At 71.6% G+C, this 21,941-nt stretch carries 21 protein-coding genes and 1 other RNA gene; 17 read left to right on the forward strand and 5 right to left on the reverse strand.

All coding sequences use genetic code 11. The features are described 5' to 3' along the window. Nucleotides 1-64: 64 nt before the first annotated feature. Nucleotides 65-259, reverse strand: coding sequence for a hypothetical protein (locus tag VT50_RS06260; RefSeq protein WP_020870883.1), 195 nt, complete (start codon nt 257-259; stop codon nt 65-67). A 330-nt stretch (nt 260-589) separates the two neighbouring features. On the opposite strand from VT50_RS06260, the gene ftsE reads away from it, so the two are divergent. The 5 genes from ftsE to ssrA all read left to right on the forward strand — a co-directional run bounded on the left by ftsE (nt 590) and on the right by ssrA (nt 4,478). Then, a complete protein-coding gene (gene ftsE, locus VT50_RS06265; RefSeq protein ID WP_009717451.1) occupies nt 590-1,279 on the forward strand; it encodes a cell division ATP-binding protein FtsE in 690 nt (229 codons plus the stop codon). A 9-nt stretch (nt 1,280-1,288) separates the two neighbouring features. Further along, complete coding sequence (ftsX, locus tag VT50_RS06270) at nt 1,289-2,200, forward strand: permease-like cell division protein FtsX (protein ID WP_046085436.1); 912 nt, start codon at nt 1,289-1,291, stop codon at nt 2,198-2,200. Nucleotides 2,201-2,268: 68 nt separating this feature from the next. After that, nucleotides 2,269-3,480, forward strand: a complete 1,212-nt coding sequence (locus tag VT50_RS06275) for a S41 family peptidase (RefSeq protein WP_046085437.1) — start codon at nt 2,269-2,271, stop codon at nt 3,478-3,480. A gap of 18 nt (nt 3,481-3,498) precedes the next feature. Continuing rightward, nucleotides 3,499-3,978: an SsrA-binding protein SmpB gene (smpB, locus tag VT50_RS06280; protein ID WP_046085438.1), complete on the forward strand. Its 480-nt coding sequence runs from the start codon at nt 3,499-3,501 to the stop codon at nt 3,976-3,978. 129 nt (nt 3,979-4,107) lie between these two features. Further along, nucleotides 4,108-4,478: a transfer-messenger RNA gene (gene ssrA / locus VT50_RS06285) on the forward strand. A 312-nt stretch (nt 4,479-4,790) separates the two neighbouring features. Here the strand turns inward: ssrA and VT50_RS06295 are convergent. Next, nucleotides 4,791-5,204 carry a DUF3592 domain-containing protein gene (locus tag VT50_RS06295; protein WP_046085439.1) on the reverse strand — a complete coding sequence of 138 codons (414 nt, stop codon included), beginning with the start codon at nt 5,202-5,204 and terminating at the stop codon, nt 4,791-4,793. Between the two features lie 134 nt (nt 5,205-5,338). On the opposite strand from VT50_RS06295, the gene dacB reads away from it, so the two are divergent. Then, the gene (gene dacB, locus VT50_RS06300) at nt 5,339-6,943 is read left to right on the forward strand and encodes a D-alanyl-D-alanine carboxypeptidase/D-alanyl-D-alanine endopeptidase (RefSeq protein ID WP_053048491.1); all 1,605 of its coding nucleotides are present in this window, start codon (nt 5,339-5,341) and stop codon (nt 6,941-6,943) included. 51 nt (nt 6,944-6,994) lie between these two features. Here the strand turns inward: dacB and VT50_RS06305 are convergent, their stop codons facing one another. Further along, nucleotides 6,995-7,888, reverse strand: a complete 894-nt coding sequence (locus tag VT50_RS06305) for a LysR substrate-binding domain-containing protein (RefSeq protein ID WP_046085440.1) — start codon at nt 7,886-7,888, stop codon at nt 6,995-6,997. A 165-nt stretch (nt 7,889-8,053) separates the two neighbouring features. Between VT50_RS06305 and VT50_RS06310 the strand changes: the two genes are divergently transcribed. After that, a complete protein-coding gene (locus tag VT50_RS06310; protein WP_158083188.1) occupies nt 8,054-8,908 on the forward strand; it encodes an alpha/beta fold hydrolase in 855 nt (284 codons plus the stop codon). A 266-nt stretch (nt 8,909-9,174) separates the two neighbouring features. Next, nucleotides 9,175-10,137: a LysR family transcriptional regulator gene (locus VT50_RS06315; protein WP_079343778.1), complete on the forward strand. Its 963-nt coding sequence runs from the start codon at nt 9,175-9,177 to the stop codon at nt 10,135-10,137. Here VT50_RS06315 and VT50_RS06320 read toward each other — a convergent pair. Beyond that, a complete protein-coding gene (locus VT50_RS06320) occupies nt 10,127-10,648 on the reverse strand; it encodes a P-loop nucleotide/nucleoside kinase family protein (protein ID WP_046090430.1) in 522 nt (173 codons plus the stop codon). The two genes, VT50_RS06315 and VT50_RS06320, sit on opposite strands and share 11 nt — an antisense overlap. 188 nt (nt 10,649-10,836) lie before the next feature. Between VT50_RS06320 and VT50_RS06325 the strand changes: the two genes are divergently transcribed. From VT50_RS06325 to VT50_RS06355, 7 genes are all read left to right on the forward strand, one after another. After that, nucleotides 10,837-11,202, forward strand: coding sequence for an MmcQ/YjbR family DNA-binding protein (locus VT50_RS06325; RefSeq protein WP_046090431.1), 366 nt, complete (start codon nt 10,837-10,839; stop codon nt 11,200-11,202). Between the two features lie 144 nt (nt 11,203-11,346). Next, the gene (locus tag VT50_RS06330) at nt 11,347-12,747 is read left to right on the forward strand and encodes a nitrate/nitrite transporter (RefSeq protein ID WP_046090432.1); all 1,401 of its coding nucleotides are present in this window, start codon (nt 11,347-11,349) and stop codon (nt 12,745-12,747) included. Nucleotides 12,748-13,005: 258 nt separating this feature from the next. Continuing rightward, the gene (locus VT50_RS06335) at nt 13,006-14,172 is read left to right on the forward strand and encodes a uroporphyrinogen-III synthase (protein WP_046090433.1); all 1,167 of its coding nucleotides are present in this window, start codon (nt 13,006-13,008) and stop codon (nt 14,170-14,172) included. A gap of 231 nt (nt 14,173-14,403) precedes the next feature. Further along, nucleotides 14,404-15,006, forward strand: coding sequence for a CGNR zinc finger domain-containing protein (locus tag VT50_RS06340; protein WP_046090434.1), 603 nt, complete (start codon nt 14,404-14,406; stop codon nt 15,004-15,006). A gap of 282 nt (nt 15,007-15,288) precedes the next feature. After that, nucleotides 15,289-15,810 carry a sigma-70 family RNA polymerase sigma factor gene (locus VT50_RS06345; protein WP_046090435.1) on the forward strand — a complete coding sequence of 174 codons (522 nt, stop codon included), beginning with the start codon at nt 15,289-15,291 and terminating at the stop codon, nt 15,808-15,810. Then, nucleotides 15,807-16,568: an anti-sigma factor family protein gene (locus tag VT50_RS06350; protein WP_046090436.1), complete on the forward strand. Its 762-nt coding sequence runs from the start codon at nt 15,807-15,809 to the stop codon at nt 16,566-16,568. The genes VT50_RS06345 and VT50_RS06350 overlap by 4 nt, the downstream gene beginning before the upstream one ends. A gap of 65 nt (nt 16,569-16,633) precedes the next feature. Continuing rightward, entirely contained in the window at nt 16,634-19,153 is a 2,520-nt protein-coding gene (locus VT50_RS06355) for a HelD family protein (RefSeq protein WP_063893286.1), read from the forward strand. A 235-nt stretch (nt 19,154-19,388) separates the two neighbouring features. Here the strand turns inward: VT50_RS06355 and VT50_RS06360 are convergent, their stop codons facing one another. After that, nucleotides 19,389-19,598, reverse strand: coding sequence for a cold-shock protein (locus tag VT50_RS06360; RefSeq protein WP_020870916.1), 210 nt, complete (start codon nt 19,596-19,598; stop codon nt 19,389-19,391). Nucleotides 19,599-19,876: 278 nt separating this feature from the next. On the opposite strand from VT50_RS06360, the gene VT50_RS06365 reads away from it, so the two are divergent. Both VT50_RS06365 and VT50_RS06370 read left to right on the forward strand, forming a co-directional pair. Then, entirely contained in the window at nt 19,877-21,298 is a 1,422-nt protein-coding gene (locus VT50_RS06365) for an NAD-dependent malic enzyme (RefSeq protein ID WP_046090437.1), read from the forward strand. A 255-nt stretch (nt 21,299-21,553) separates the two neighbouring features. After that, nucleotides 21,554-21,835 (forward strand): HU family DNA-binding protein, encoded by a 282-nt coding sequence (locus tag VT50_RS06370; RefSeq protein ID WP_009717479.1) that lies wholly within the window; start codon nt 21,554-21,556, stop codon nt 21,833-21,835. Nucleotides 21,836-21,941 lie beyond the last annotated feature (106 nt).

The raw sequence follows: 21,941 nt of genomic DNA on the forward strand, positions 1-21,941 counted from the left end.
AGCGTCGCTCCGGGCCCCTTGTGCGTCTAGCGGGCTTCTTGTACGTCTATCGGGCTTCGGCCGGTTACGCCGTCGCCATCTCGTGCGCGAGCACGGCCACCGCGATGAGCGCCACCAGTAGCGCTATCAGCGCGGCCGGGGTCAGCCCGCCGAACATGCCCTCCTGCTGGAGGCGCTCCCTGCTGGCCCGGCAGACCGGGCAGCGGCCCTCGCTGACGGGGCTCGCGCAGTTGGCGCAGACGAGCCTGTCGTACGTCATGCGCTTTCTCCTCCCGCGCGGCGGTGCCGCAGTAGACACGGGGCCAACGCTCAGGGAAATGGGTTGGTTCCCCTTCCACTGTGCCAGCTTCCGTCCGGTTCGGCGCGCCCCGCACGATTCCGTGCCGCATCCGTACCGTTTTCGTGGCCGTTTCGGCCGCCCCGACAGGCGGTTTGTCAACCGTTTGACCCCAATAGTGCAGTGAAGGAACCCACCCGCGCCGGACGGCGGACTGCGCGGCCCTGCGCGCTTCGCGTATGGTCACGCTCACCGACGGGAGCCGCTTCGGCTGCAGCCCGTACCGCTACCCAGGTCGACCGTGGTGCATCAGTGATCCGATTCGACAACGTATCCAAGACTTACCCCAAGCAGACCCGTCCCGCACTCCGGGATGTCTCGCTCGAGATCGAGAAGGGCGAGTTCGTCTTCCTGGTGGGCTCCTCGGGCTCGGGAAAATCCACTTTCCTCCGGCTGCTGCTCCGTGAGGAGCGTGCCAGCCACGGCGCGGTCCATGTGCTGGGGAAGGATCTCGCGCGGCTGTCCAACTGGAAGGTTCCGCAGATGCGCCGCCAGTTGGGGACCGTCTTCCAGGATTTCCGGCTGCTTCCCAACAAGACGGTCGGGGAGAATGTCGCCTTCGCGCTCGAGGTGATCGGCAAGCCGCGCGGCGCCATTCGGAAGACCGTTCCCGAGGTGCTGGATCTCGTGGGTCTCGGCGGTAAAGACGACCGTATGCCCGGTGAGCTCTCCGGCGGTGAACAGCAGCGGGTGGCCATCGCCCGCGCCTTCGTCAACCGTCCGATGCTGCTGATCGCCGACGAGCCCACGGGAAACCTGGACCCCCAGACCTCCGTCGGCATCATGAAGCTGCTGGACCGGATCAACCGGACCGGCACCACGGTCGTCATGGCCACGCACGACCAGCAGATCGTGGACCAGATGCGCAAGCGCGTGATCGAACTAGAGAAGGGCCGCCTCGTCCGCGACCAGTCCCGCGGCGTCTACGGCTACCAGCACTGAAAGGACGCCATGCGCGCCCAGTTCGTCCTGTCGGAGATCGGCGTCGGTCTCCGCCGCAATCTCACGATGACCTTCGCGGTCATCGTCTCCGTGGCCCTCTCGCTCGCCCTGTTCGGCGGGTCCCTGCTCATGCGCGAGCAGGTGAGCACGATGAAGGGCTACTGGTACGACAAGGTCAACGTCTCGATCTTCCTCTGCAACAAGAACGACAAGGAGACCTCGGCCAACTGCGCCAGGGGCGCGGTCACCGAGGCGCAGAAGCAGGAGATCGAGTCCGAGCTCAAGCAGATGAACATCGTCGAGTCGGTGCACTTCGAGACCAGTGAGGAGGCGTACAAGCACTACAAGGAGCAGTTCGGCGACTCGCCGCTGGCCGACTCCCTGACCCCGGACCAGATGCAGGAGTCCTTCCGCATCAAGCTCAAGGACCCCGAGCGCTATGACGTCATCTCCACGGCCTTCGCCGCGCGGCCCGGGGTGCAGGAGGTCCAGGACCAAAAGGCCCTGGTCGACGACCTGTTCAATCTGCTCAACGGCATGAACTTCGCGGCGCTCGGCGTGATGACGCTGATGCTGATCGTCGCGCTGATGCTGATCGTCAACACGGTGCGGGTGTCGGCGTTCAGCCGCCGCCGGGAGACCGGGATCATGCGGCTGGTCGGCGCGTCCAGCTTCTATATCCAGATGCCGTTCATCATGGAGGCCGCCATCGCGGGGCTGCTGGGCGCGGGCTTCGCCTGTGTACTGCTGGTGAGCGGGCAGTACTTCCTGGTCAACAACTGGCTGGTGGACAAGATCGATGTGATCAACTTCATCGGCTGGGACGCGGTGCTGGCGAAGCTGCCGCTGGTGCTCGCGATTGGCCTGCTCATGCCCGCTCTCGCGGCGTTCTTCGCGCTCCGCAAGTACCTCAAGGTGTGACATTCGCCTATGGCGCCGTACCGGATAACCCCCGGTACGGCGCCTGTTGGTGCCCTACACTCACCGGCATGTCGGGCCCGTGTTTGTTCGTCCATCCCCGCCGCATTCGCCGCGGGGCCGCCCTGACATTGGTCTTCGCCAGCGTGCTCGCCACGGGGGCGGCTGTCGGTTCCTGGGGCGCCGAGCCCGGATCGCGCCGGGACCCGCAAGCCGCCCGGATACCGGCCCGCGGCTATGTCGGCGGGGTCGAGAGCGACCAGGTCAAGGCGGCCGCGGCGGCGGCCCAGGAGGACGGGAAGTCCGGTTCGAAGGCCGCCCGTGAGGTGGTCAGCCGCAGCGGAGACCGGTGGGGCGCGGTCTACAGCGCCCGTGAGTACGAGGGCTACCGCCAGACCCTCGACGGCGCCTATGTCGGCGTCGGGATCTCGGCCCGCCGGGACGCCCACGGGGGGATCGCGGTGGAGCGCGTCGAGCCCGGCAGCCCCGCCCAGAAGGCGGGGGTCCGCGCCGGTGACCGGTTGCGCACGGTCGACCGCAGAACCGTGACCGGGCGGCCCGTCACCGAGGTCGTGGCCCTGCTGCGCGGCCCCGCCGACGGCTCTCCGGGCACCCGGGTGGAGCTCGGGCTGCGGCGCGACGGCCACGCCTGGACGCAGGAGCTCCACCGGGCCCGGCTGACCACGGACCCGGTGACCGTCGACCGGCTCAGCGGCTACGACGAGCACAGACCCGGCGCCGTCCGGATCAAGGTCGACTCGTTCACCAAGGGCACCGGAGAGCGGATCCGGCGCGCGGTGCGCTCCATCCCCCGGGGCGACGGCATCCTGCTGGATCTGCGGGGCAACTCCGGCGGGCTGGTCTCCGAGGCCGTCACCGCCGCCTCCTCCCTCCTCGACGGTGGCCTGGTCGCCACCTATGACGTCCGCGGTGACCAGCGAGTCCTCGACGCGCGACCGGGCGGCGACACCGACAGCCCGCTGGTGGTGCTGGTCGACGGCGGCACCATGAGCGCCGCCGAACTGCTCACCGGCGCCCTCCAGGACCGCGGCCGCGCCGTGGTCGTGGGCTCCCGGACCTTCGGCAAGGGCTCGGTCCAGATGCCCAGCGAACTGCCCGACGGCTCGGTCGCCGAGCTGACCGTCGGCCACTACCGGACCCCCGCCGGGCGTAACGTCGACGGCGAGGGCATCGACCCGGACCTGACGGTCAAGGGCGACGACGGCCCCTCGGCGGAGGCGCGGGCGCGCACGGTATTGAGTGGCCTCGGGGGCGGGTCCTAGTGCGAGAATGGCCTGACCATGGCTAAAGAGACAGGTCGCAAGCTGATCGCGCAGAACAAGAAGGCGCGGCACGACTACCACATCCTGGACACCTACGAGTGCGGGCTGGTGCTGACCGGGACCGAGGTGAAGTCGCTCCGCCAGGGGCGGGCCTCGCTCGCGGACGGCTTCGCCCAGGTGGACGGCGGCGAGGCATGGCTGCACAACGTGCACATCCCCGAGTACAGCCAGGGCACCTGGACCAACCACTCGGCCCGCCGCAGGCGCAAGCTGCTGCTGCACCGGGCGGAGATCGACAAGCTGATCGGCAAGACCCAGGAGACCGGCCACACCCTGGTGCCGCTGGCCCTGTACTTCAAGGACGGCCGGGCCAAGGTCGAGGTCGCGCTGGCCAAGGGTAAGAAGGAGTACGACAAGCGCCAGACCCTGCGGGAGAAGCAGGACCGCCGCGAGACCGAACGCGCGATCTCGGCGGCCCGCCGCCGCCAGCGGGTCTGACCAGCGCGCCTGCCAGCGGGAAGGCGCGCCCCGGGCGGCGGGAATGATGTGGCCCTGTCGCGCGTTGTTCACCTATGATGGCTCTGCGCCCCACCGAGGGCGTGGCACCACCTATTGAAAACACCACATGGGGATGATCGGTTTCGACAGCGGCTGTCGAAGCAGGGGAAGCGAGCCGAGGAAGCGGCAATGATCTCGTTAACCATATGTCGCAACCAATAATCGCCAACACCAAGCGCGATTCCTTCGCCCTCGCTGCCTAAGTAGCGACCTTGCGAAGTGTCAGCCCGGGGCTGTTCCCGACCCGGATCCTGGCATCGACTAGGGAACTAAACCACTAGACCCGGCCACGGGGTCTAGTGGGAAATCAAACAGTGGCTGGGCCCGTCGGAGACTTGTCCGCGTGATCTCCGGGGCCGAGAAAAGCACAGCGGACTGCGCTCGGAGAAGCCCTGATTCCGCACCGTTGGACGCGGGTTCGATTCCCGCCATCTCCACTCATCCCATGTACGACGAGGGGCCCCGCCAGAAGGCGGGGCCCCTCGTCGTGTTTCGGCGCTCATCGGTGCTCAGACGAGCCGGTGTTCCCAGCGCAGCGCGGGACCGTCGCCAATGGAGTACGCGTGGGAGCGGGGGGTGACGCGGAGGCGCACGGCGCTGATGCCGGGGCGTTCGGCGTCCTGCCAGGCGATGAGCGTCCGCTCGATGTCGTCTCACAGCGCCACCGGACCGCCTTGCCGAACGGTCCAGCCGGAGCCGTTCTCGGTGAACGCGGCGAAGGACTCGCGGTGCGCCCCGGCCCGGGGCGAGGGTCAGTTGAAGGCGATCAGTAGGCCGAAGCCGGTGAAGAGCGTGCCGCCCAGGGTCAGGCCCGCTGCCGGGGCGACCATGTGGCGTCGCATCCATACCCGGGCCTTCTGCGACTCGTCCGGGAGGTACCTCACGTCCACCCTGCGGCCGGTCGCCAGCCCCAGGCCGATGCCCTGGGCTGCGGTCGTGAACTCCACCTCGTAGCCCTGGTGGTCATGGAAACGGATGACCGGCGTTTGGAGCGGGTTCCGGTTCCCGTTGCGGTTGCGGCGGTCCACGATGTTGGCGACCACCAGCCCTTGCGTACGGACCCCCTCGCGGCGCAGCCGTCGCACCAGCCGGGCGTCGCGCCAGGCGGCGACGTAGAGCAACAGTCCGACCGTGAAGCACAGCAGATCGGCTCCGGGCATGGACATCGACGGGCCGCCTCTCGTCATGCTCGATGTGCTCGATTCGTTCCGTCCAACATGCAGGACGTGTTGATCCGGGGCTTCGGTTGCCTCCCGCGCACCCTGTCGCGCAGCCCCGGCGTACGGGATCCTTCCGTGCCATGAACAGACCCCGCAGACCCCTGAAACGTCGTGCGTCCGGCTGGATCTGGCCCCTCGCCATCCCCCTCGTCATCGGGCTCGCCTTCACCCTCACCTGGAGCTCACCCGCTGGCGCGGACGCCTCCCGCGCCCCGATCGGCGACGCCATCGACACCATCCTCGCCGATCCCCTGCTGAAGGGCGGCGCGGCCGGAGTCGTGGTCGCCGACGCCGACTCCGGTGCCGTGCTCTACCGGCACCGGCCCGACGACCGGCTGATGCCCGCCTCCAACACCAAGCTGTTCACCTCGGCCGCCGCCATGGGGCTGCTCGGCCCGGACCACCGCTTCCGCACCGATGTGCTGACCGACGGCAGCCGCCACGGCCGGGTGCTGCGCGGCGATCTGTATCTGCGCGGCACCGGCGACCCCACGATGCTCGCCGGGGACTACGACCGGCTGGCGAAGGGCGTCGCCGACGCGGGGATCACCAAGGTCAGCGGGCGGCTGATCGCCGATGACACCCGCTTCGACGCCCAGCGGGTGGGCCGCTCCTGGGCGGCCGACGACGAGTCCTCGTACTACGCGGCGCAGATCTCCGCGCTGACCCTCGCCCCCGACACCGACTACGACGCGGGCAGCGTCATCGTGGAGGTCACCCCGGGCGCGGCGACCGGCGACCGGCCGAAGGTCACGGTCACGCCGCCGAACGCGTACGTACGGATCGACAACCGCGCGACCACCGGAAGCGGCGGCCTCACCGTCGAGCGGCAGCACGGCTCCAACACCATCACCGTCAGCGGCGCCCTCCCGGCCGGGGCGGCGACCGCCAAGGAGTGGGTCAGCGTCTGGGCGCCCACCGGCTACGCCACCTCCGTCTTCGCCGACGCCCTCGAACGGCACGGCGTCCGCGTGGCCGGACCCACCCGCCTGGGCCGGGCCGCCCCGGCGGACGCCCGGACGGTGGCGTCACACAGGTCCATGCCGCTCAGGGAAATGCTCGTCCCCTTCATGAAGCTGTCCAACAACATCCATGCCGAGGCGCTGACCAAGGCCATCGGCTATGCGACTGCCGGGCGCGGCACCTGGGACGCGGGGCTCGCGGCCATCGCCGACTGGCTGAAGAAGCGGGGTGTGGACAGCGGCGAGGTGCGCCAGGTGGACGGCTCGGGGCTGTCCCGGATGGACAACATCGCGGCCGGGCGTCTCACTGAGCTGCTGCTGTCGGTGCGCGATGAGCCCTGGTACCCCGACTGGTACGCCTCGCTGCCGGTGGCCTGCGCCCCGGACCGGTTCGTGGGCGGGACCCTGCGCACGCGGATGTGCTCCACCCCGGCCGCCGGGAACGCGCGCGGCAAGACCGGCTCCCTGACCGGTGCCTCCGCGCTCTCCGGCTATGTCACCGACGCGGACGGCAGGGAACTGGTCTACAGCGTCGTCCTCAACAACTACCTCGCCGCGTCGGTGAAGAACCTGGAGGACGCGATCGTGGTGACGCTCGCGGCGTCCGGCGAGGGCCATGCGGAGGCGGTACGGCCCCGTGCCGTAGGGGGCGCGACGGGTGCCGAGGCCGCCGAGGCCGACGCCGGACGCGAGTGCTCCTGGAGCAAGCCCCGGAGCTGCTGAGGTCTGAGGGCATGCCCCGGCCGCTGCCGCTGAGCGCGAGCGGCCGTCCCCTCAGGGCCGGTGGACCTGGCGAACCGTACGGAGGAACGCGCCCAGCACGCTCGGGACCGGGCCGAAGCGGTGCGCCAGGTGGAACTCCAGCCCCGCGGCGGCCGGTTCCAGCGGCAGCAGGGCCACCCCCACATGCCGGAAGCGCCGCATCCCCGCCGGGCCGATGCCGATGCCCAGCCCGCAGGCGACCAGCCCCAGCAGGGTGTGCAGATTGTGCGCCTCATGCGCGATCCGCGGCTCGACCCCGGCGGCCCTGCACACGGCCAGCGCCACATCGGCGGCGGCGGGCTCGGCCTGCCGTGAGGAGAGGATCAGCGGCTCGGTGTCCAACGCCCGTACGGGCACGGCCGCGGCGGCGGTCAGCGGATGGCCGGACGGCACCGCCGCCACCAGGGTCTCCCGGCCCAGCGGCAGGCTGGTCAGCCGCCGCCGGGCGGCCGCGGGCGGCGGGCCGCAGATGACCCCGGCGTCCAGGCTGCCGTCCAGCAGCGCCTCGATCTGCCGGGCGCTGGGGAGCTCCCGCAGCTCCAGCCGTACCTGCGGGCGGCGGGTCCGGAAGGCGGTGAACACCTCGGGCAGCACGGCGGCCAGCGCGGTGCCGAGGAAGCCGATGGCCAGCGAACCGGTCTCGCCCCGCCCGGCGTCGGCCGCGTCCCGTACGGCGAGGTCGAGATGGTCCAGCACCTGCCGGGCCCGGGCGAGGAACGCCTCGCCCGCCGCGGTGGGCCGCACCCCGTGCCCGGTGCGGTCGAAGAGCTGTACGCCCAACTCGGTCTCCAGCGCCTTGATCTGCTGGGACAGCGGTGGCTGCCGGATGCCCAGCGCGGCGGCGGCGCGGCCGAAGTGGGCGTGCTCGGCGAGGGCGAGCGCGTAGCGGAGATGGCGCAGCTCCATAAGGGCCAAGCCTATATCTGATCGCGAATAATCCCTTCACGTCTCATATATCGAAGAGGAAAGCATGGTGGCGCCGGTGCTCGACTGTTCCGCATGAGCGAAGTGAGCGAAGCGAGTAAAGCCAGTGAAGCGAGTAAAGCCAGTGAAGCGAGTAAAGCCAGTGAAGTGAGCGAAACGCGAGAACACGGCGAGGCGACGATCGAGGGCGTGCGACTGCACTGGGTGCGGGCGGCGGTGGGCCCCGGGACCCCCGTCGTCCTGCTGCACGGCTGGCCGCAGACCTGGTACGCCTGGCGCAAGGTGATCCCCGAACTCGCCCGCCACCACGAGGTGTTCGCGGTGGACCTGCCGGGCCTGGGAGACTCGGGCCCGTCCCCGCGCGGCCACGGCGTCCGGATCGCCGCCGATCTGCTCGACGCCTGGCGCGCCGAGCTGGGCCTGGGGCGGGTCCATGTCGTCGGCCACGATCTGGGCGGCCCGATCGGCTATGCGTGGGCCGCCGCCCACCCCGCCCACGTCCGCAGCTTCACCCTGCTCGCCGTACCCCTGCACGGCTTCGGGCTGAGCGAACTGATCGCCCGCGCCGGGCTCTGGCACTTCGGCCTCTTCTCGGTGCCCGGCCTCGCGGAGGAGCTGGCCGCGGGCCGGGAGCGGATCCTGCTGGAGCACTTCTACGGGCACGCCCTGGAGACCGGGGCCATCCGCCCCGCCGATGTCGACACCTATCTGCGCAGCTACACCCGCCCGGGCCGACTGGCCAACGGCTTCGGGTACTACCGCAACGTCCCCGCCGACACCGCCGCCCTCGCCGAACTCGCCCGCACCCCGCTCCCGATGCCCACCCTGGCCGTCGGCTGCGGCCGGGCCGGAGGACCGGCCCCCGTCCACAGCCTCAGCCAGGTCGCCCCGGCGACCCGCGGCGCGGTGATCGACGACAGCGGCCACTACCTTCCCGAGGAACGGCCCGGCCCCTTGTTGTCCCTGCTCAGGCCCTTCCTCTCGGAGGCCGACGCCTCCTGACAGCGGCCCCCGCGAGGCCCGGCAGCCGTCGCACGAGGGCTGCCAGGGCGGAGGCGAGGGCGGTGAGCGGCGAACGGCGGCGGCGTGGCGCGGGGGTGGGGGAGGGGCGGGGGACGACGGGGCGGGAGGCGAGGAAGCGGATCATGCCACTACGGTCCCGGGCCCAGCCGGGAGCGGTCCAACACCTGATCGGGGGCCATTCACGCATCTGCGTTGTCAATGCTGGCCGGGTGGGGATCCAGGGGCGCGTCGGTCACCATGTGCGGGTGAACCGGGACCTCGAACCGCGCCTGCTGCGCGCCTTCACCGCCGTTGCCGACGAGCTGCACTTCACCCGCGCCGCCGCCCGCCTCTACGTCGCCCAGCAGGCCCTCAGCCGCGACATCCGGCGCCTGGAGCGGGAGTTGGGCGCGGAGCTGTTCGTCCGTACCACCCGCCAGGTCGCCCTCACGGCCGCGGGCGAACGGCTGCTGCCGTACGCCCGGCGGGTGCTCCAGGCCCAGGACGACCTGGCGGCGGCCTTCAGCGGGGGCGAGCACCGGCCGCTGCTGGTGGACGTGAGCGCTCCGGTGAGCACCGGAAGCCGGGTGCTGGCGGAGGCGCGGCGCCGCGCCGGCCCCGAGACCGAGCTGGTGGCCCGCTTCCACAGCGGGCTGGCCGGGGCCGCCGCCGAACTCCTCGCCGGTCGTCTCGACGTCTCCTTCGGCCGGGCCCGCGGCCTCGACCCCGCCGTGCTCGCCCGGCTGGACCACCGGCTGATCCGCTACGAGCGCATCGCCGTGGTCCTGCGCGAGGACCACCCGCTGGCCCGGCTGGCGGAGGTCCCGCTGTCCGCGCTCGCGGGCGAGACCCTGTACGCGGCGGCGGGCAACGACGCCACCACCGAGTGGACGGACCTGGCCGCCCAGCTCTTCGCGGGGCGCGGGATCGCGATGGCGGAGCCGTTCCCGGAGATCGACGGGGACGAGGAGTTCATCCGGGTGGTGGCCAAGCGCCGCTGGTCGGTGCTGGCCAGCGAGGTGTTCACCCACCTCCCCGGCGCGGTGCTGCGCCCCCTCACCGAGCCCGTTCCGCTCTCACCGGTCTCCATCGTGTGGCGCAAGGGCCTCACCCACCCCGGCCTGGATGCCCTCCACGCCGCGGCCCGCACGCTCGCGACCGCGTCCGGCTGGCTCCACCGCCCACCGAACTCCTGGCTACCCCACCCCGAGGCGGACCTCACCTCGTGACGGCCCCGGCGATCCGCAGGGCGGCCTGGGCCGGTGTGAGCTGCGTCGTGTCGATGACCTCGGCCTCGTCGTGCAGCCATGTGCGGGCCGCCTCGGCATAGGGCTCGAGGTAGGAGAGACGGAACGGGGAGGGGCCAAGGACGGTGTCCCCCTCGATGCGCCCGCGGAGGGTGTCCTGGTCGGCGTGGAGGACGAAGTGCCTCACCGGAATGGCGTGGGAGGCGAGGCCCGCGCTGATCTCCCGCCAGTACTGCTCGACCAGGACGGTCATGGGCATCACCAGCGTGCCGCCGGTGTAGTCGAGCACGTGGCGGGCGGTCTCGACGACGAGTGGCCGCCAGGGCGGCCAGTGCTGGAAGTTGCCCGTCCAGGGCAGCCCCGGTGTGATGTCCATGAGCGTTTCGCCGACCTTCTCGGCGTCGAACACCCGTGAATCCGGGATCAGCTGCTGTACGAGTGCGCTGGTCGTCGTCTTGCCCGCGCCGTGGGTGCCATTGAGCCATACGATCACGGACCCGAATCTAGCGCCGTGCGGGCCGCGGGACCCGGGGCCGAGCCCGGGACCGGGCCTGAGCTCGAGCCCCGTTGTCGGAGGGGTGGTCTACGGTGGGGATCGCCCTGGCCCCCTGGGGTTCGTTGCGCCCCTTCAGCCCCCTGAGCCCCTTCAGTCCCTTCAGCCGAGTGCGAGGAGAATCCGGAGTGACCCCCGAGCAACTGCGGTCCTTCTGCCTCTCCTTCAACGCGGTGGTGGAGGAGTTCCCGTTCTCCCGGCACCCGGGGGTGTCGACCTTCAAGGTGCTCGGCAAGATCTTCGCGCTGACGACGCTGGACGCCCGTCCGCTCACGGTGAATCTGAAGTGCGACCCGGCGGACGCGGGGCGGCTCCGCGAGGGGCATCCGGGGCTGATCGTCCCGGGGTGGCATATGAACAAGCGCCACTGGAACACGGTGACGGTCGACGGCGGCCTCCCGGACCGGCTGGTCCGGGAGCTCATCGAGGACTCCTACGACCTGGTGGTCGCGGGGCTGCCGAGGGCCGAGCGGCTTCGGCTCGACCGGCCCTGAGGGCCCGCGGCCCCCGGGAATCCCCCTCACCGCCGCCCGGGCGCACGGGTGAGAGCAAGGTTTCGTCCGCGTCACCTGCCGCCACGGCCCGGAAATCCGCCGTCCCTACCGTCAGGCAGCGACACCGAGAACTGTGGAGGCGTGATGACAGCCCCGACCACCACCGCCGCACGCAAGGGGGGCCGCTGGATCGAGCAGTGGGACCCGGAGGACGAGAGGTTCTGGAGGGAGGAGGGGGAGCGGATCGCCGCCCGGAACCTGGTCTTCTCCATCCTCTCCGAGCACATCGGGTTCTCCCTATGGTCCCTGTGGTCGGTGATGGTGCTGTTCATGGGCCCTGAGTACGGGGTCGACGCGGCCGGCAAGTTCTTCCTGGTCGCCGTGCCCACCCTGGTGGGCGGGGTGCTGCGGGTGCCGTACACCTTCGCCGTCGCGCGGTACGGCGGGCGCAACTGGACGGTCATCAGCGCGGGAACGCTGCTCGTGCCCGCGGTCGCCGCCGCCGTGGTGATGGAGCCCGGAACCTCGTACACCACGTTCATGGTGGTCGCGGCGCTCACCGGGCTCGGGGGCGGCAACTTCGCCTCGTCCATGACCAACATCAACTCCTTCTACCCGCTGCGCAGGAAGGGCTGGGCGCTCGGGCTCAACGCGGGCGGCGGCAATATCGGCGTGCCCCTGATCCAGCTGGTCGGACTGCTGGTGATCGGCACCGCCGGGGCGGCCCACCCGCGGCTCGTGCTCGCCGTCTACATCCCGCTGATCGTCGTCGCCGCGGTGCTCTCGGCGCTGTTCATGGACAACCTGGCGCCGGTGCGCAACGACACCGGGGCGGCCAGGGAGGCGGCGCGGGACGCCCACACCTGGATCATGTCACTGCTCTACATCGGCACCTTCGGCTCGTTCATCGGCTACAGCTTCGCCTTCGGTCTCGTGCTGCAGAACCAGTTCGACCGCACCCCGCTCCAGGCCGCCTCGCTCACCTTCATCGGCCCGCTGCTCGGGTCGCTCGTCCGCCCCGTCGGCGGTCGGCTCGCCGACGCCCACGGCGGCGCGAGGATCACGCTGTGGACCTTCGGGGCCATGGCCGCCGCGACCGTCGTGGTCGTCTGCGCCTCCGCACAGGGGTCGCTGACCGTCTTCCTCATCGGCTTCATCGCCCTCTTCGTCCTCAGCGGGCTGGGCAACGGCTCCACCTTCAAGATGATCCCCGGCATCTTCCAGGCGAAGGCCGTGGCCCGCGGCCTGACCGGCGAGGAGGCCGCGGTCTACGGGCGGCGGCTGTCGGGCGCGGCGATGGGGCTGATCGGGGCGGTCGGCGCGCTCGGCGGCCTCGGGATCAACCTCGCCTTCCGGGAGTCGTTCCTGGGCGCCCAGTCCGGGACCCCCGCCTTCGTCTCCTTCCTCGGCTTCTACGCGGTGTGCTCCGCGGTCACCTGGGCCGTATACCTCCGTGGCGCCCGCCGCCCGGCCGCGGTGTCCGCCGTGCGGGCGGGCGCGCATGATCCGCGGGCGGAGCGGCAACCCGCCTACGCGGACGTCTGAACGGGCTTCTGAACGGGTTTCTGAGGGGGACGACAGCCGAGCGGGCGTTCCGGCGGCTCGGGGCGTACGGTCGGGCGGGGGCCCGTGCGGTCGGCCGGGGGAGCCCGTACGGCCCGTCGCGGAAGCCCCCGGCCGTCGGCCCCGTTACGTCCGGGAAACCTCCGGGAACCGCCACCGATACGGGACGGCGACAGGATGCGGAGCCGAAGGCACCGCTACGCGAGTGAACCGGGAGATCGGGAGATCGGGTCGAGAGCCATGCACCGAGAACAGACCGGGGCCGCGGGCGATGAGCCGCCCGTCGGCCCTCTCGCCGGATTCACCGTGGGGGTCACGGCCGCGCGCCGTGCGGATGAGCTCGGCGCCCTGCTGCGGCGCCGTGGCGCGGAGGTGATGCACGCGCCCGCGCTGCGGATCGTGCCGCTGGCCGACGACTCCGAACTCCTCGCCGCCACCAAGCAGTTGATCGACAGCGCCCCCGATGTCGTGGTCGCCACCACCGCCATCGGCTTCCGCGGCTGGGTCGAGGCCGCCGACGGCTGGGGCCTGGGCGAGGCCCTGCTCGACCGGTTGCGCGAGGTGCGGGTGCTGGCCCGTGGGCCCAAGGTGCGCGGGGCGATCCGGGCCGCCGGGCTCACCGAGGAGTGGTACCCGGCCTCCGAATCGATGGCCGAGGTGCTCGAGCGGCTGCTGGAGGAGGGCGTCGAGGGCAACCGCGTCGCCGTCCAGCTGCACGGCGAGCCGCTGCCCGGCTTCATCGAGTCGCTGCGGGCCGCGGGGGCGGAGGTGGTCGGGGTGCCGGTGTACCGCTGGATGCCACCGGAGGACATCGGTCCGGTGGACCGGCTGCTGGACGCGACGGTCGCCCGTGCCCTGGACGCCGTCACCTTCACCAGCGCGCCCGCCGCCGCGAGCCTGCTGGACCGGGCGGAGCGGCGCGGAATGCGCGGGGAGCTGCTGGACGCGCTCCGCCACGATGTGCTGCCCGCGTGCGTCGGGCCGGTCACCGCGCTGCCGCTGGAGGCCCACGACATCCCCACCTCCCAGCCCGAACGGTTCCGGCTCGGGCCGCTGGTGCAGCTGGTGACCGCGGAACTTCCGGGCCGGGTGCGGCCGTTGCCGGTCGCCGGGCGGCGGCTGGAGATCCGCGGCCATGCGGTGGTCGTGGACGGGGAGCTGCGTACGGTGCCGCCCGCCGGGATGGCGTTGCTGCGGGCCCTGGCGCGTCGGCCGGGCTGGGTCGTGGCGCGGTCGGAGCTGCTGCGGTCGTTGCCGGGGGCCGGGCGTGATGAACACGCGGTGGAGACGGCGATGGCCCGGCTGCGGACGGCTCTTGGCTCGCCGAAGCTGATCCAGACGGTGGTCAAGCGGGGGTATCGGCTGGCGCTCGATCCGTCGGCCGACACGAAGTATGGGGGCGGGTAGCTGTTTTTGTCGGGGCTCCGCCCCTCGGCCCCGCCGGGACCCCGCCCCGGACCCCGCTCCTCAAACGCCGGAGGGGCTGGAACATGGGGCTCCGCCCCGGGCCCGGCTCCTCAATCGCCGGAGGGACTGGAGTTCTGCCGGAGGGGCTGGGCTGAGAGGGTTACGGGTATCACGCGCGGCGGGCACTCTGAAGGTGACCGGATCGGGGCTTCCCGAAGGGGTGACGGGAACATGGCGTCGGCGTCGGCCTACGACCTGCGGTTCGACTCGGGGCGGATCTGCCTGGACCTGGTGGCCACCGTCGGCGGTCGGCTCAGCGAGGCGCCCGTCGAGCGGCTCGGCGGGGTGGAACCCCTCAGGGCGTGGCTGCTGGGCGCCGGTCTGGTGCCCGGCGGCACCCCGCTCGAGGCCGTGGACCACCGCTGGCTGGTCCGCTTCCGGGCCGCCCGCGATCTGCTGCACCGCATCGTCCACACCGAGGTCGACGGCCATGCCGCGGCGGCCGATCTGGAGCGGATGAACGCGCTGGCCGCCACCGCCCCGCCCGCGCTGCGCGCCGTACGGACCCCCGACGGCACCCTGGTGTGCGCCCTCGCCGGGAAGCCGGACTGCGGTGCGCTGCTCTCCCAGATCGCCCGGGACGCGGTGCAGTTGCTCACCGACCCGGTGGCGCGCGGGCAGTTGCGGCGCTGTGCGGGGGAGACCTGCTCGCTGGTCTATCTCGACACCTCGCGCGGCCGCCGCCGGCGCTGGTGCTCCAGCGAAATCTGCGGAAACCGCGAGCGGGTCGCCCGGCACCGACGCCGGGTAAATCCAAGCATCAGCAAAGCGTGAGGCGATATTCGGTCATGCCCCGGTCAGTACCACCCGGTACCCGGACATGACACAGGCCCCGGATGGGGGGACCGGGGCCTGCGGGGCGGATTTGGGGAGGGAGCCCTTCCTGATGGCCGAAGCCCGCCCGGCGTCGGCCGCACTCGGACTCAAGTACGCATCGCACAGCGGGAGAGTTCAGCCGGGGAATGGGATGTACATCACACGGTGGTCGATGAACGCCGAGTGTTTCCAGCCCGTACCCCCCTCGACCCGGCGGCTTGCGTACGCAAAGATGCCCTCGTGACCGAGAGGACGACACCGGACGACGCGCTCATGCGCGCGCTCTACGCGGAGCACGCAGGCCCGCTTCTCGCCTTCGTCCTGCGCCTGGTCGCGGGCGACCGGCACCGTGCCGAGGACGTGGTCCAGGAGACCCTTCTGCGCGCCTGGCGCAACGCCGACCAATTGCGGCGCTCCGGCGGATCGGTACGACCCTGGCTGGTGACCGTGGCCCGCCGCATCGTCATCGACGGCCACCGCCAACGCCGCGCCCGCCCCCACGAAGTGGACGCCGCGCCGCTCCATGCGATGCCCGCCGCGGACGACATCGACCGCGCATTGCGCCAGATGACCATTTCTGACGCGCTGAATGACCTCACCGACGCACATAGAGCGGCGCTCGTCGAGACATACTTCAAGGGACGGACGGTGAGTGAGGCGGCCGAAGTGCTGGGCGTTCCCGCCGGGACGGTGCGGTCCCGGGTCTTCTACGCGCTGCGCTCCCTGAAGCTTTCGCTCGAGGAACGGGGGGTCACGGCATGATGCCGGCAGCGGACGACCAGCAGCACACCGCGGTCGGCGCCTATGCGCTCGGGGTGCTCGACCCCGCCGACGCGGCGCGCTTCGAGGACCACCTCATCGGATGCGAGCGGTGCGCCGCCGAGCTCGACGAGCTGATGGGCCTGCCGCCGCTGCTGGCCGAGTACGCCACCGCCGCCGACGGCACCGCGCTCCCGGATCCGGCGGTGGTCACCGCCCGCCCGGGGCCCGAACTGCTCGACCGGCTGCTGGACGACGTCGCGGTGAGCCGTAAAGCCTCCGGCCGACGGCGTCTCTTCCTCGTCGCCGCGGCCGCCGTCCTCATCGTCGGCGGCCCGCTCGCGGGAGCCGCCATCACCGCGGGCTCCGACGACGGCGGCAAGGACCAGGTGGTGGCCTCCTCCTCCAAGCAGGTGTACGACCAGGGCGAGAAGTTCGGCTCGGTCGACCCCGTCACCAAGGTGGACGCCTCCGTCTCGCTGCAGCAGAAGGGCTGGGGCACCTCCGTCGCCCTCAAGCTGGGCAACCTCAAGGGGCCGCGCAGCTGCGACCTGGTCGCCATCGGCAAGGACGGCCACGAGGAGACCATCACCACCTGGGCCGTGCCCACCTCGGGCTACGGCGTCAAGGACGGGGACGGCTCCCGCTGGAGCAAGGAACCGCTCTACGCCCAGGGCGGCGCCGCCATGAACACCAACGAGATCGAGCGGTTCGAGGTCCGCACCCTGGACGGCCAGCGGCTGGCCCAGGTCAGGCTCTGAGAAACCCCCTCTCCACAGGTGTACGGTTGACGGCTGCCCTTAAGAACACAGAAGGGGGCCCCTGGGTGGCCGCGCACAACGCCACGCATGACGACCGGACGGCACCGCGGGGGGACCGCGGGGACGGGGTCCGGGACAGCGAGATCCGGATCGAGCAGACGCATCTTGACCGGGTGTACCACCGCCTCGAGGAGAAGATCCACGAGGCGGAGTTCCTCATGGACGACGCCGCCAAGCGCGGCCAGGTCGGCACGCCGGGCGCGCTCGCGGAACGGGACGCCCAGGTTTTCCGGGCCGGGGTCCACCTCAACCGGCTGAACAGCGAGTTCGAGGACTTCCTCTTCGGCCGCATCGATCTGCTGCCGGGCAAGGACGGCCGACGCGGCCCCGACGGCGCCTACACCTCGGTGGAGCCCGCCGACGACGCCATCCGCACCGGCCCGGACGGCGACCGCGCGGAGATCGCCGAAACGCTGCACATCGGCCGCATCGGCGTCCTCGACGCCGACTACGCCCCGCTGGTGATCGACTGGCGGGCGCCCGCCGCCGCGCCCTTCTACCGCTCCACCCCGGTCGCCCCCGGCCGGGTCGTCCGCCGCCGGGTGATCCGCAGCAAGGGCCGCCGGGTGCTGGGCGTCGAGGACGACCTGCTGCGCCCGGAGCTCAGCGCCACCCTCGACGGCGGGGCGCTGCCGGTGGTCGGCGACGGCGCGCTGATGGCCGCGCTCGGCCAGGCACGCGGCCACACCATGCGGGACATCGTGGCCTCCATCCAGGCCGAGCAGGACCAGGTGATCCGCGCGCCCGCCGCCTCCATCACCGAGGTCGAGGGCGGCCCCGGCACCGGGAAGACGGCGGTGGCGCTGCACCGCGCGGCGTACCTGCTCTACCAGGACCGGCGGCGGTACGCGGGCGGCATCCTCGTGGTCAGCCCCACCCCGCTGCTGGTCGCCTACACCGAGGGCGTGCTTCCCTCGCTGGGCGAGGAGGGGCAGGTGGCCATCCGGGCGGTGGGCTCGCTGGTGGAGGGCGCCGAGGCCACCACGTACGACACCCCGGCGGTGGCCCGCGTCAAGGGCTCGTCCCGGATGGTGAAGGTGCTGCGCAAGGCCGCCCGCGGCGCACTGGAGCTGCCGCGCGGGTCCGCCGGGGCCGCCGGGTCTTCCCCCTCGTCGTCCTCATCGGCCCTGTCGTCCTCGTCGGCGGCTTCGTCATCCGACCACGGCCAGCTGACGCTGGACGGGGCGCTGGACGGGGCGCTGGACACCCACGGCGGCAGACCCGGCGCGGGCCCCGGGGCCAGACCCGGCGGTCCGCCCGAGCGGCTGCGCGTGGTCGCCTTCGGCGCCCGGATCGAGCTGGACGCCGATGAGCTGCGCACCATCCGCCAGAACGCGCTGGGCGGCACCGCGCCCGTCAATCTGCTGCGTCCCCGTGCCCGCCGACTGCTCCTGGACGCGCTGTGGACCCGCTCCGGCGCCCCCAGGCGGTACACCGACCCCGAGCTGGCCGCCGAGGCGCGGGAGGGCTTCGACGAGGACATCTCCTCCGAGGACTCCTTCCAGGAGTTCCTGGACGCCTGGTGGCCCGAGCTCACCCCCCGCTCCGTGCTCGCCGCCATGGCCGAAGAGAAGCGGCTCAGCCGCTGGTCACGGCGGGTGCTCAACCCCCGCGAGGTCCGTCAGACGGCCCGGTCGCTGGCCCGGCTCGGCCCGGACGGGCAGGGCCCGCTGTCGGTCCACGACGTGGCGCTGCTGGACGAACTCACCACCCTCCTGGGCGCCCCGGCCCGCCCCGCGGGCCCCCGCGAGGCCGATCCGCTGGACCAGCTGACCGGTCTGGACGAGCTGACCACGTACGCCGACCGGGTGAGCCCCCGCCGCAGCCGCGCCGAGCGCGCCGAGCGGGAGCGCGCCGACTACGCCCATGTGATCGTCGACGAGGCGCAGGACCTCACCCCGATGCAGTGGCGGATGATCGGACGCCGGGGCCGCCACGCCACCTGGACGGTCGTCGGCGACCCGGCTCAGAGCTCCTGGTCCGACCCGGAGGAGGCGGGCCGGGCCCGGGACGAGGCGCTGGGCAGCCGCCCCCGCCGCCGCTTCACCCTCACGGTCAACTACCGCAACCCGGCGGAGATCGCCGAACTGGCCACCAAGGTCCTCGCCCTCGCCATGCCGGGCACCCCCGCCCCCGAGGCGGTCCGCTCCACGGGCGTGGCGCCGCGCTTCGTACCGGGCGCTGACGGCGGCCTCGGCGAGGCGGCGCGCCGGGAGGCGGTCCGGCTGCTGGACGAGGTGGACGGCACCGTCGGCGTCGTCGTCGCGATGAACCGGCGCGCCCAGGCCCGTCAGTGGCTGACGGGCCTGGGCGACCGGGTGGTGGCGCTGGGCAGCCTGGAGGCGAAGGGGCTGGAGTACGACGCGACGGTCGTGGTCTCGCCCGCCGAGATCGCCGATGAGTCCCCGGCGGGGCTCCGGGTGCTGTACGTGGCGCTCACCCGCGCCACCCAGCGGCTGACGGTCGTGGCGTCCGACCGCGATGTGCCGAACGAAAACGGCGTCCCCGACCTGCTGCGGGAGTGACGCCCACGGTGGCCGGGGGACCGGCCCCCGCCGCCGCCGCGGACGGCCCGCGAAATCCACCCCGCGGGAGGGGAATCCCTTCCCGGGCCTGTTTGTTAGCCTTGATGTGGCACCGGCCCGATCCAAGCCCCCGGGCCCAACCTTCGTCGCTTCGAGCGACCACTTGCCGCGAGGCGAGCATGGCGGGTCGGTGCCACCTCTCATCTCTTCCGTAAGGGGTCCGCGCCCGGCGGCGTCAGCCGCCCAGGACGCGGACCTCTTCCGCTTGGGGGCCCTTGCGGCCCTGCACGATCTGGAATTCGACCCGCTGCTCGTCGACCAGGCTGCGGTAACCGCTGCCGTCGATCGAGCTGTAGTGGACGAAGACATCCGGTCCGCCGTCCTCCTGGGCGATGAAGCCGTATCCCTTCTCGGCGTTGAACCACTTCACGGTGCCCTGAGCCATGCCCGCGCTCCTCGTTGTCTCTTCCTCGGCGTCCTCTGACGCTGTGGCGCGCCAGAGCCTAGGGCGGTGGCCGCGGCGGACGGCCCGCCTCGCCAGGCGTTCCCGCGAAGGAGTGGGGGTTTCCACTCGGGTGACCCCACCCTGCTATGTCAGAACAATATGTCCGAAAGTCGGGCCGGGTTACCCCGTACCCAGAGGTAGGTGTAACCATCTGTGGACGTGGCCCGGCAATTGCGCGGCCCGACAGCATGAACAAGGGAAAGCAGAGGAACCAGGCCATGGCAACGGCGCCCAGCGTCTCGTACTCGATGACGGTCCGGCTGGAGGTGCCCGCGAGCGGTACCGCGGTCAGCCAGCTGACCACGGCCGTGGAGTCCTCCGGTGGCTCGGTCACGGGCCTCGATGTGACCGCGTCCGGCCATGAGACGCTCCGTATCGACGTGACCATCGCCGCGACCTCGACCGCGCACGCCCAGGAGATCGTGGAGAAGCTGCGGGGCATCGAGGGCGTCTCGCTCGGCAAGGTCTCCGACCGTACGTTCCTGATGCACCTCGGCGGCAAGATCGAGATGTCGTCCAAACACCCCATCCGCAACCGTGACGACCTCTCCATGGTCTACACCCCGGGCGTGGCCCGGGTCTGCCAGGCCATCGCGGACAACCCCGAGGACGCCCGCCGCCTCACCATCAAGCGCAACAGTGTGGCCGTCGTCACCGACGGCTCCGCGGTGCTCGGCCTCGGCAACATCGGCCCCAAGGCCGCCCTGCCGGTCATGGAGGGCAAGGCGGCCCTCTTCAAGCGGTTCGCGGGCATCGACGCCTGGCCGCTCTGCCTGGACACCCAGGACACCGATGAGATCGTCGCGATCGTGAAGGCCATCGCCCCCGGCTTCGCGGGGATCAACCTGGAGGACATCTCCGCCCCCCGCTGCTTCGAGATCGAGGCGCGGCTGCGCGAGGCCGTGGACATCCCGGTCTTCCACGACGACCAGCACGGCACCGCGATCGTGGTGCTGGCCGCCCTCACCAATGCGCTGCGGGTGGTTGACAAGAAGATCGAGGACGTGAGGGTCGTCATGTCCGGCGCGGGCGCGGCCGGCACGGCCATCCTGCGGTTGCTGAACGCCGCGGGGGTGCGGCACGCGGTGGTGGCCGACATCCACGGTGTGGTGCACGCCGGGCGCCAGGACCTGGTCTCCGCCGACCCGGAGTCCCCGCTGCGCTGGATCGCGGACAACACCAACCCGGAGGGCGTCACGGGCACCCTGCGCGAGGCCGTGGTGGGCGCGGACGTCTTCATCGGCGTCTCGGCCCCGAACGTGCTCGCCGGCGACGATGTGGCCGCCATGGCGGACGGCGCGATCGTCTTCGCCCTGGCCAACCCGGACCCCGAGGTGGACCCGGCGATCGCCCGCCAGACCGCCGCCGTGGTCGCCACCGGCCGCTCGGACTTCCCCAACCAGATCAACAACGTCCTGGTGTTCCCGGGCGTTTTCCGTGGTTTGCTGGACGCGCAGTCGCGTACGGTGAACACCGAGATGATGCTGGCTGCTGCTGGTGCGCTCGCCGATGTCGTCCACGACGACGAGCTCAATGCCAACTACATCATTCCGAGCGTCTTCAACGACAAGGTCGCGGGGGCGGTCGCCGGGGCCGTGCGGGACGCGGCGCGCGCTGTGACCAGTACCACTGTGGTCTAGGCGCGGCACGGCGCGTCGCGCACTCCGGGGTCCCGGGAGCGGCCATAGGGTGGCGGGCAGGAAAACGACCGCCACGGCGCTTTTCGTGTGACTCTCCAGGGCTCCGGATTGGCATTCCCGCCACAGGTGGGGGCAGGATGCGTTCCGGGCGCGAGGGTCTGAACAGCAGACCCGGGTCCGGGGACTGTCCGAGGGCCCTGGCAGCATCGGCTTCGATCTCACGCCTCATTGGCAAGATGAACACGGGAGTACAACATGAACCGCAGTGAGCTGGTGGCCGCTCTTTCCGAGCGCGCCGAGGTGACCCGGAAGGACGCCGACGCCGTGCTGGCCGCCCTCGCCGAGGTGACCGGTGAGGTCGTCGCCAAGGGCGACGAGAAGGTCACCATCCCCGGCTTCCTGACCTTCGAGCGCACCCACCGTGCCGCTCGTACCGCGCGCAACCCGCAGACCGGTGAGCCGATCGAGATCCCGGCCGGCTACAGCGTGAAGGTGTCCGCGGGCTCCAAGCTCAAGGAAGCCGCCAAGGGCAAGTAAGCCCCCGCGCATGAGGAGGGGCGGCCACCCGGGAGGGTGGCCGCCCCTTCGGCGCTCCTACGGGCCTGAGGCCCGCCCACGAGGCTCTACGAGGTTCTACGGGCCC

The sequence above is a fragment of the Streptomyces antioxidans genome (assembly GCF_000968685.2).
Classification (GTDB): Bacteria; Actinomycetota; Actinomycetes; order Streptomycetales; family Streptomycetaceae; genus Streptomyces; species Streptomyces antioxidans.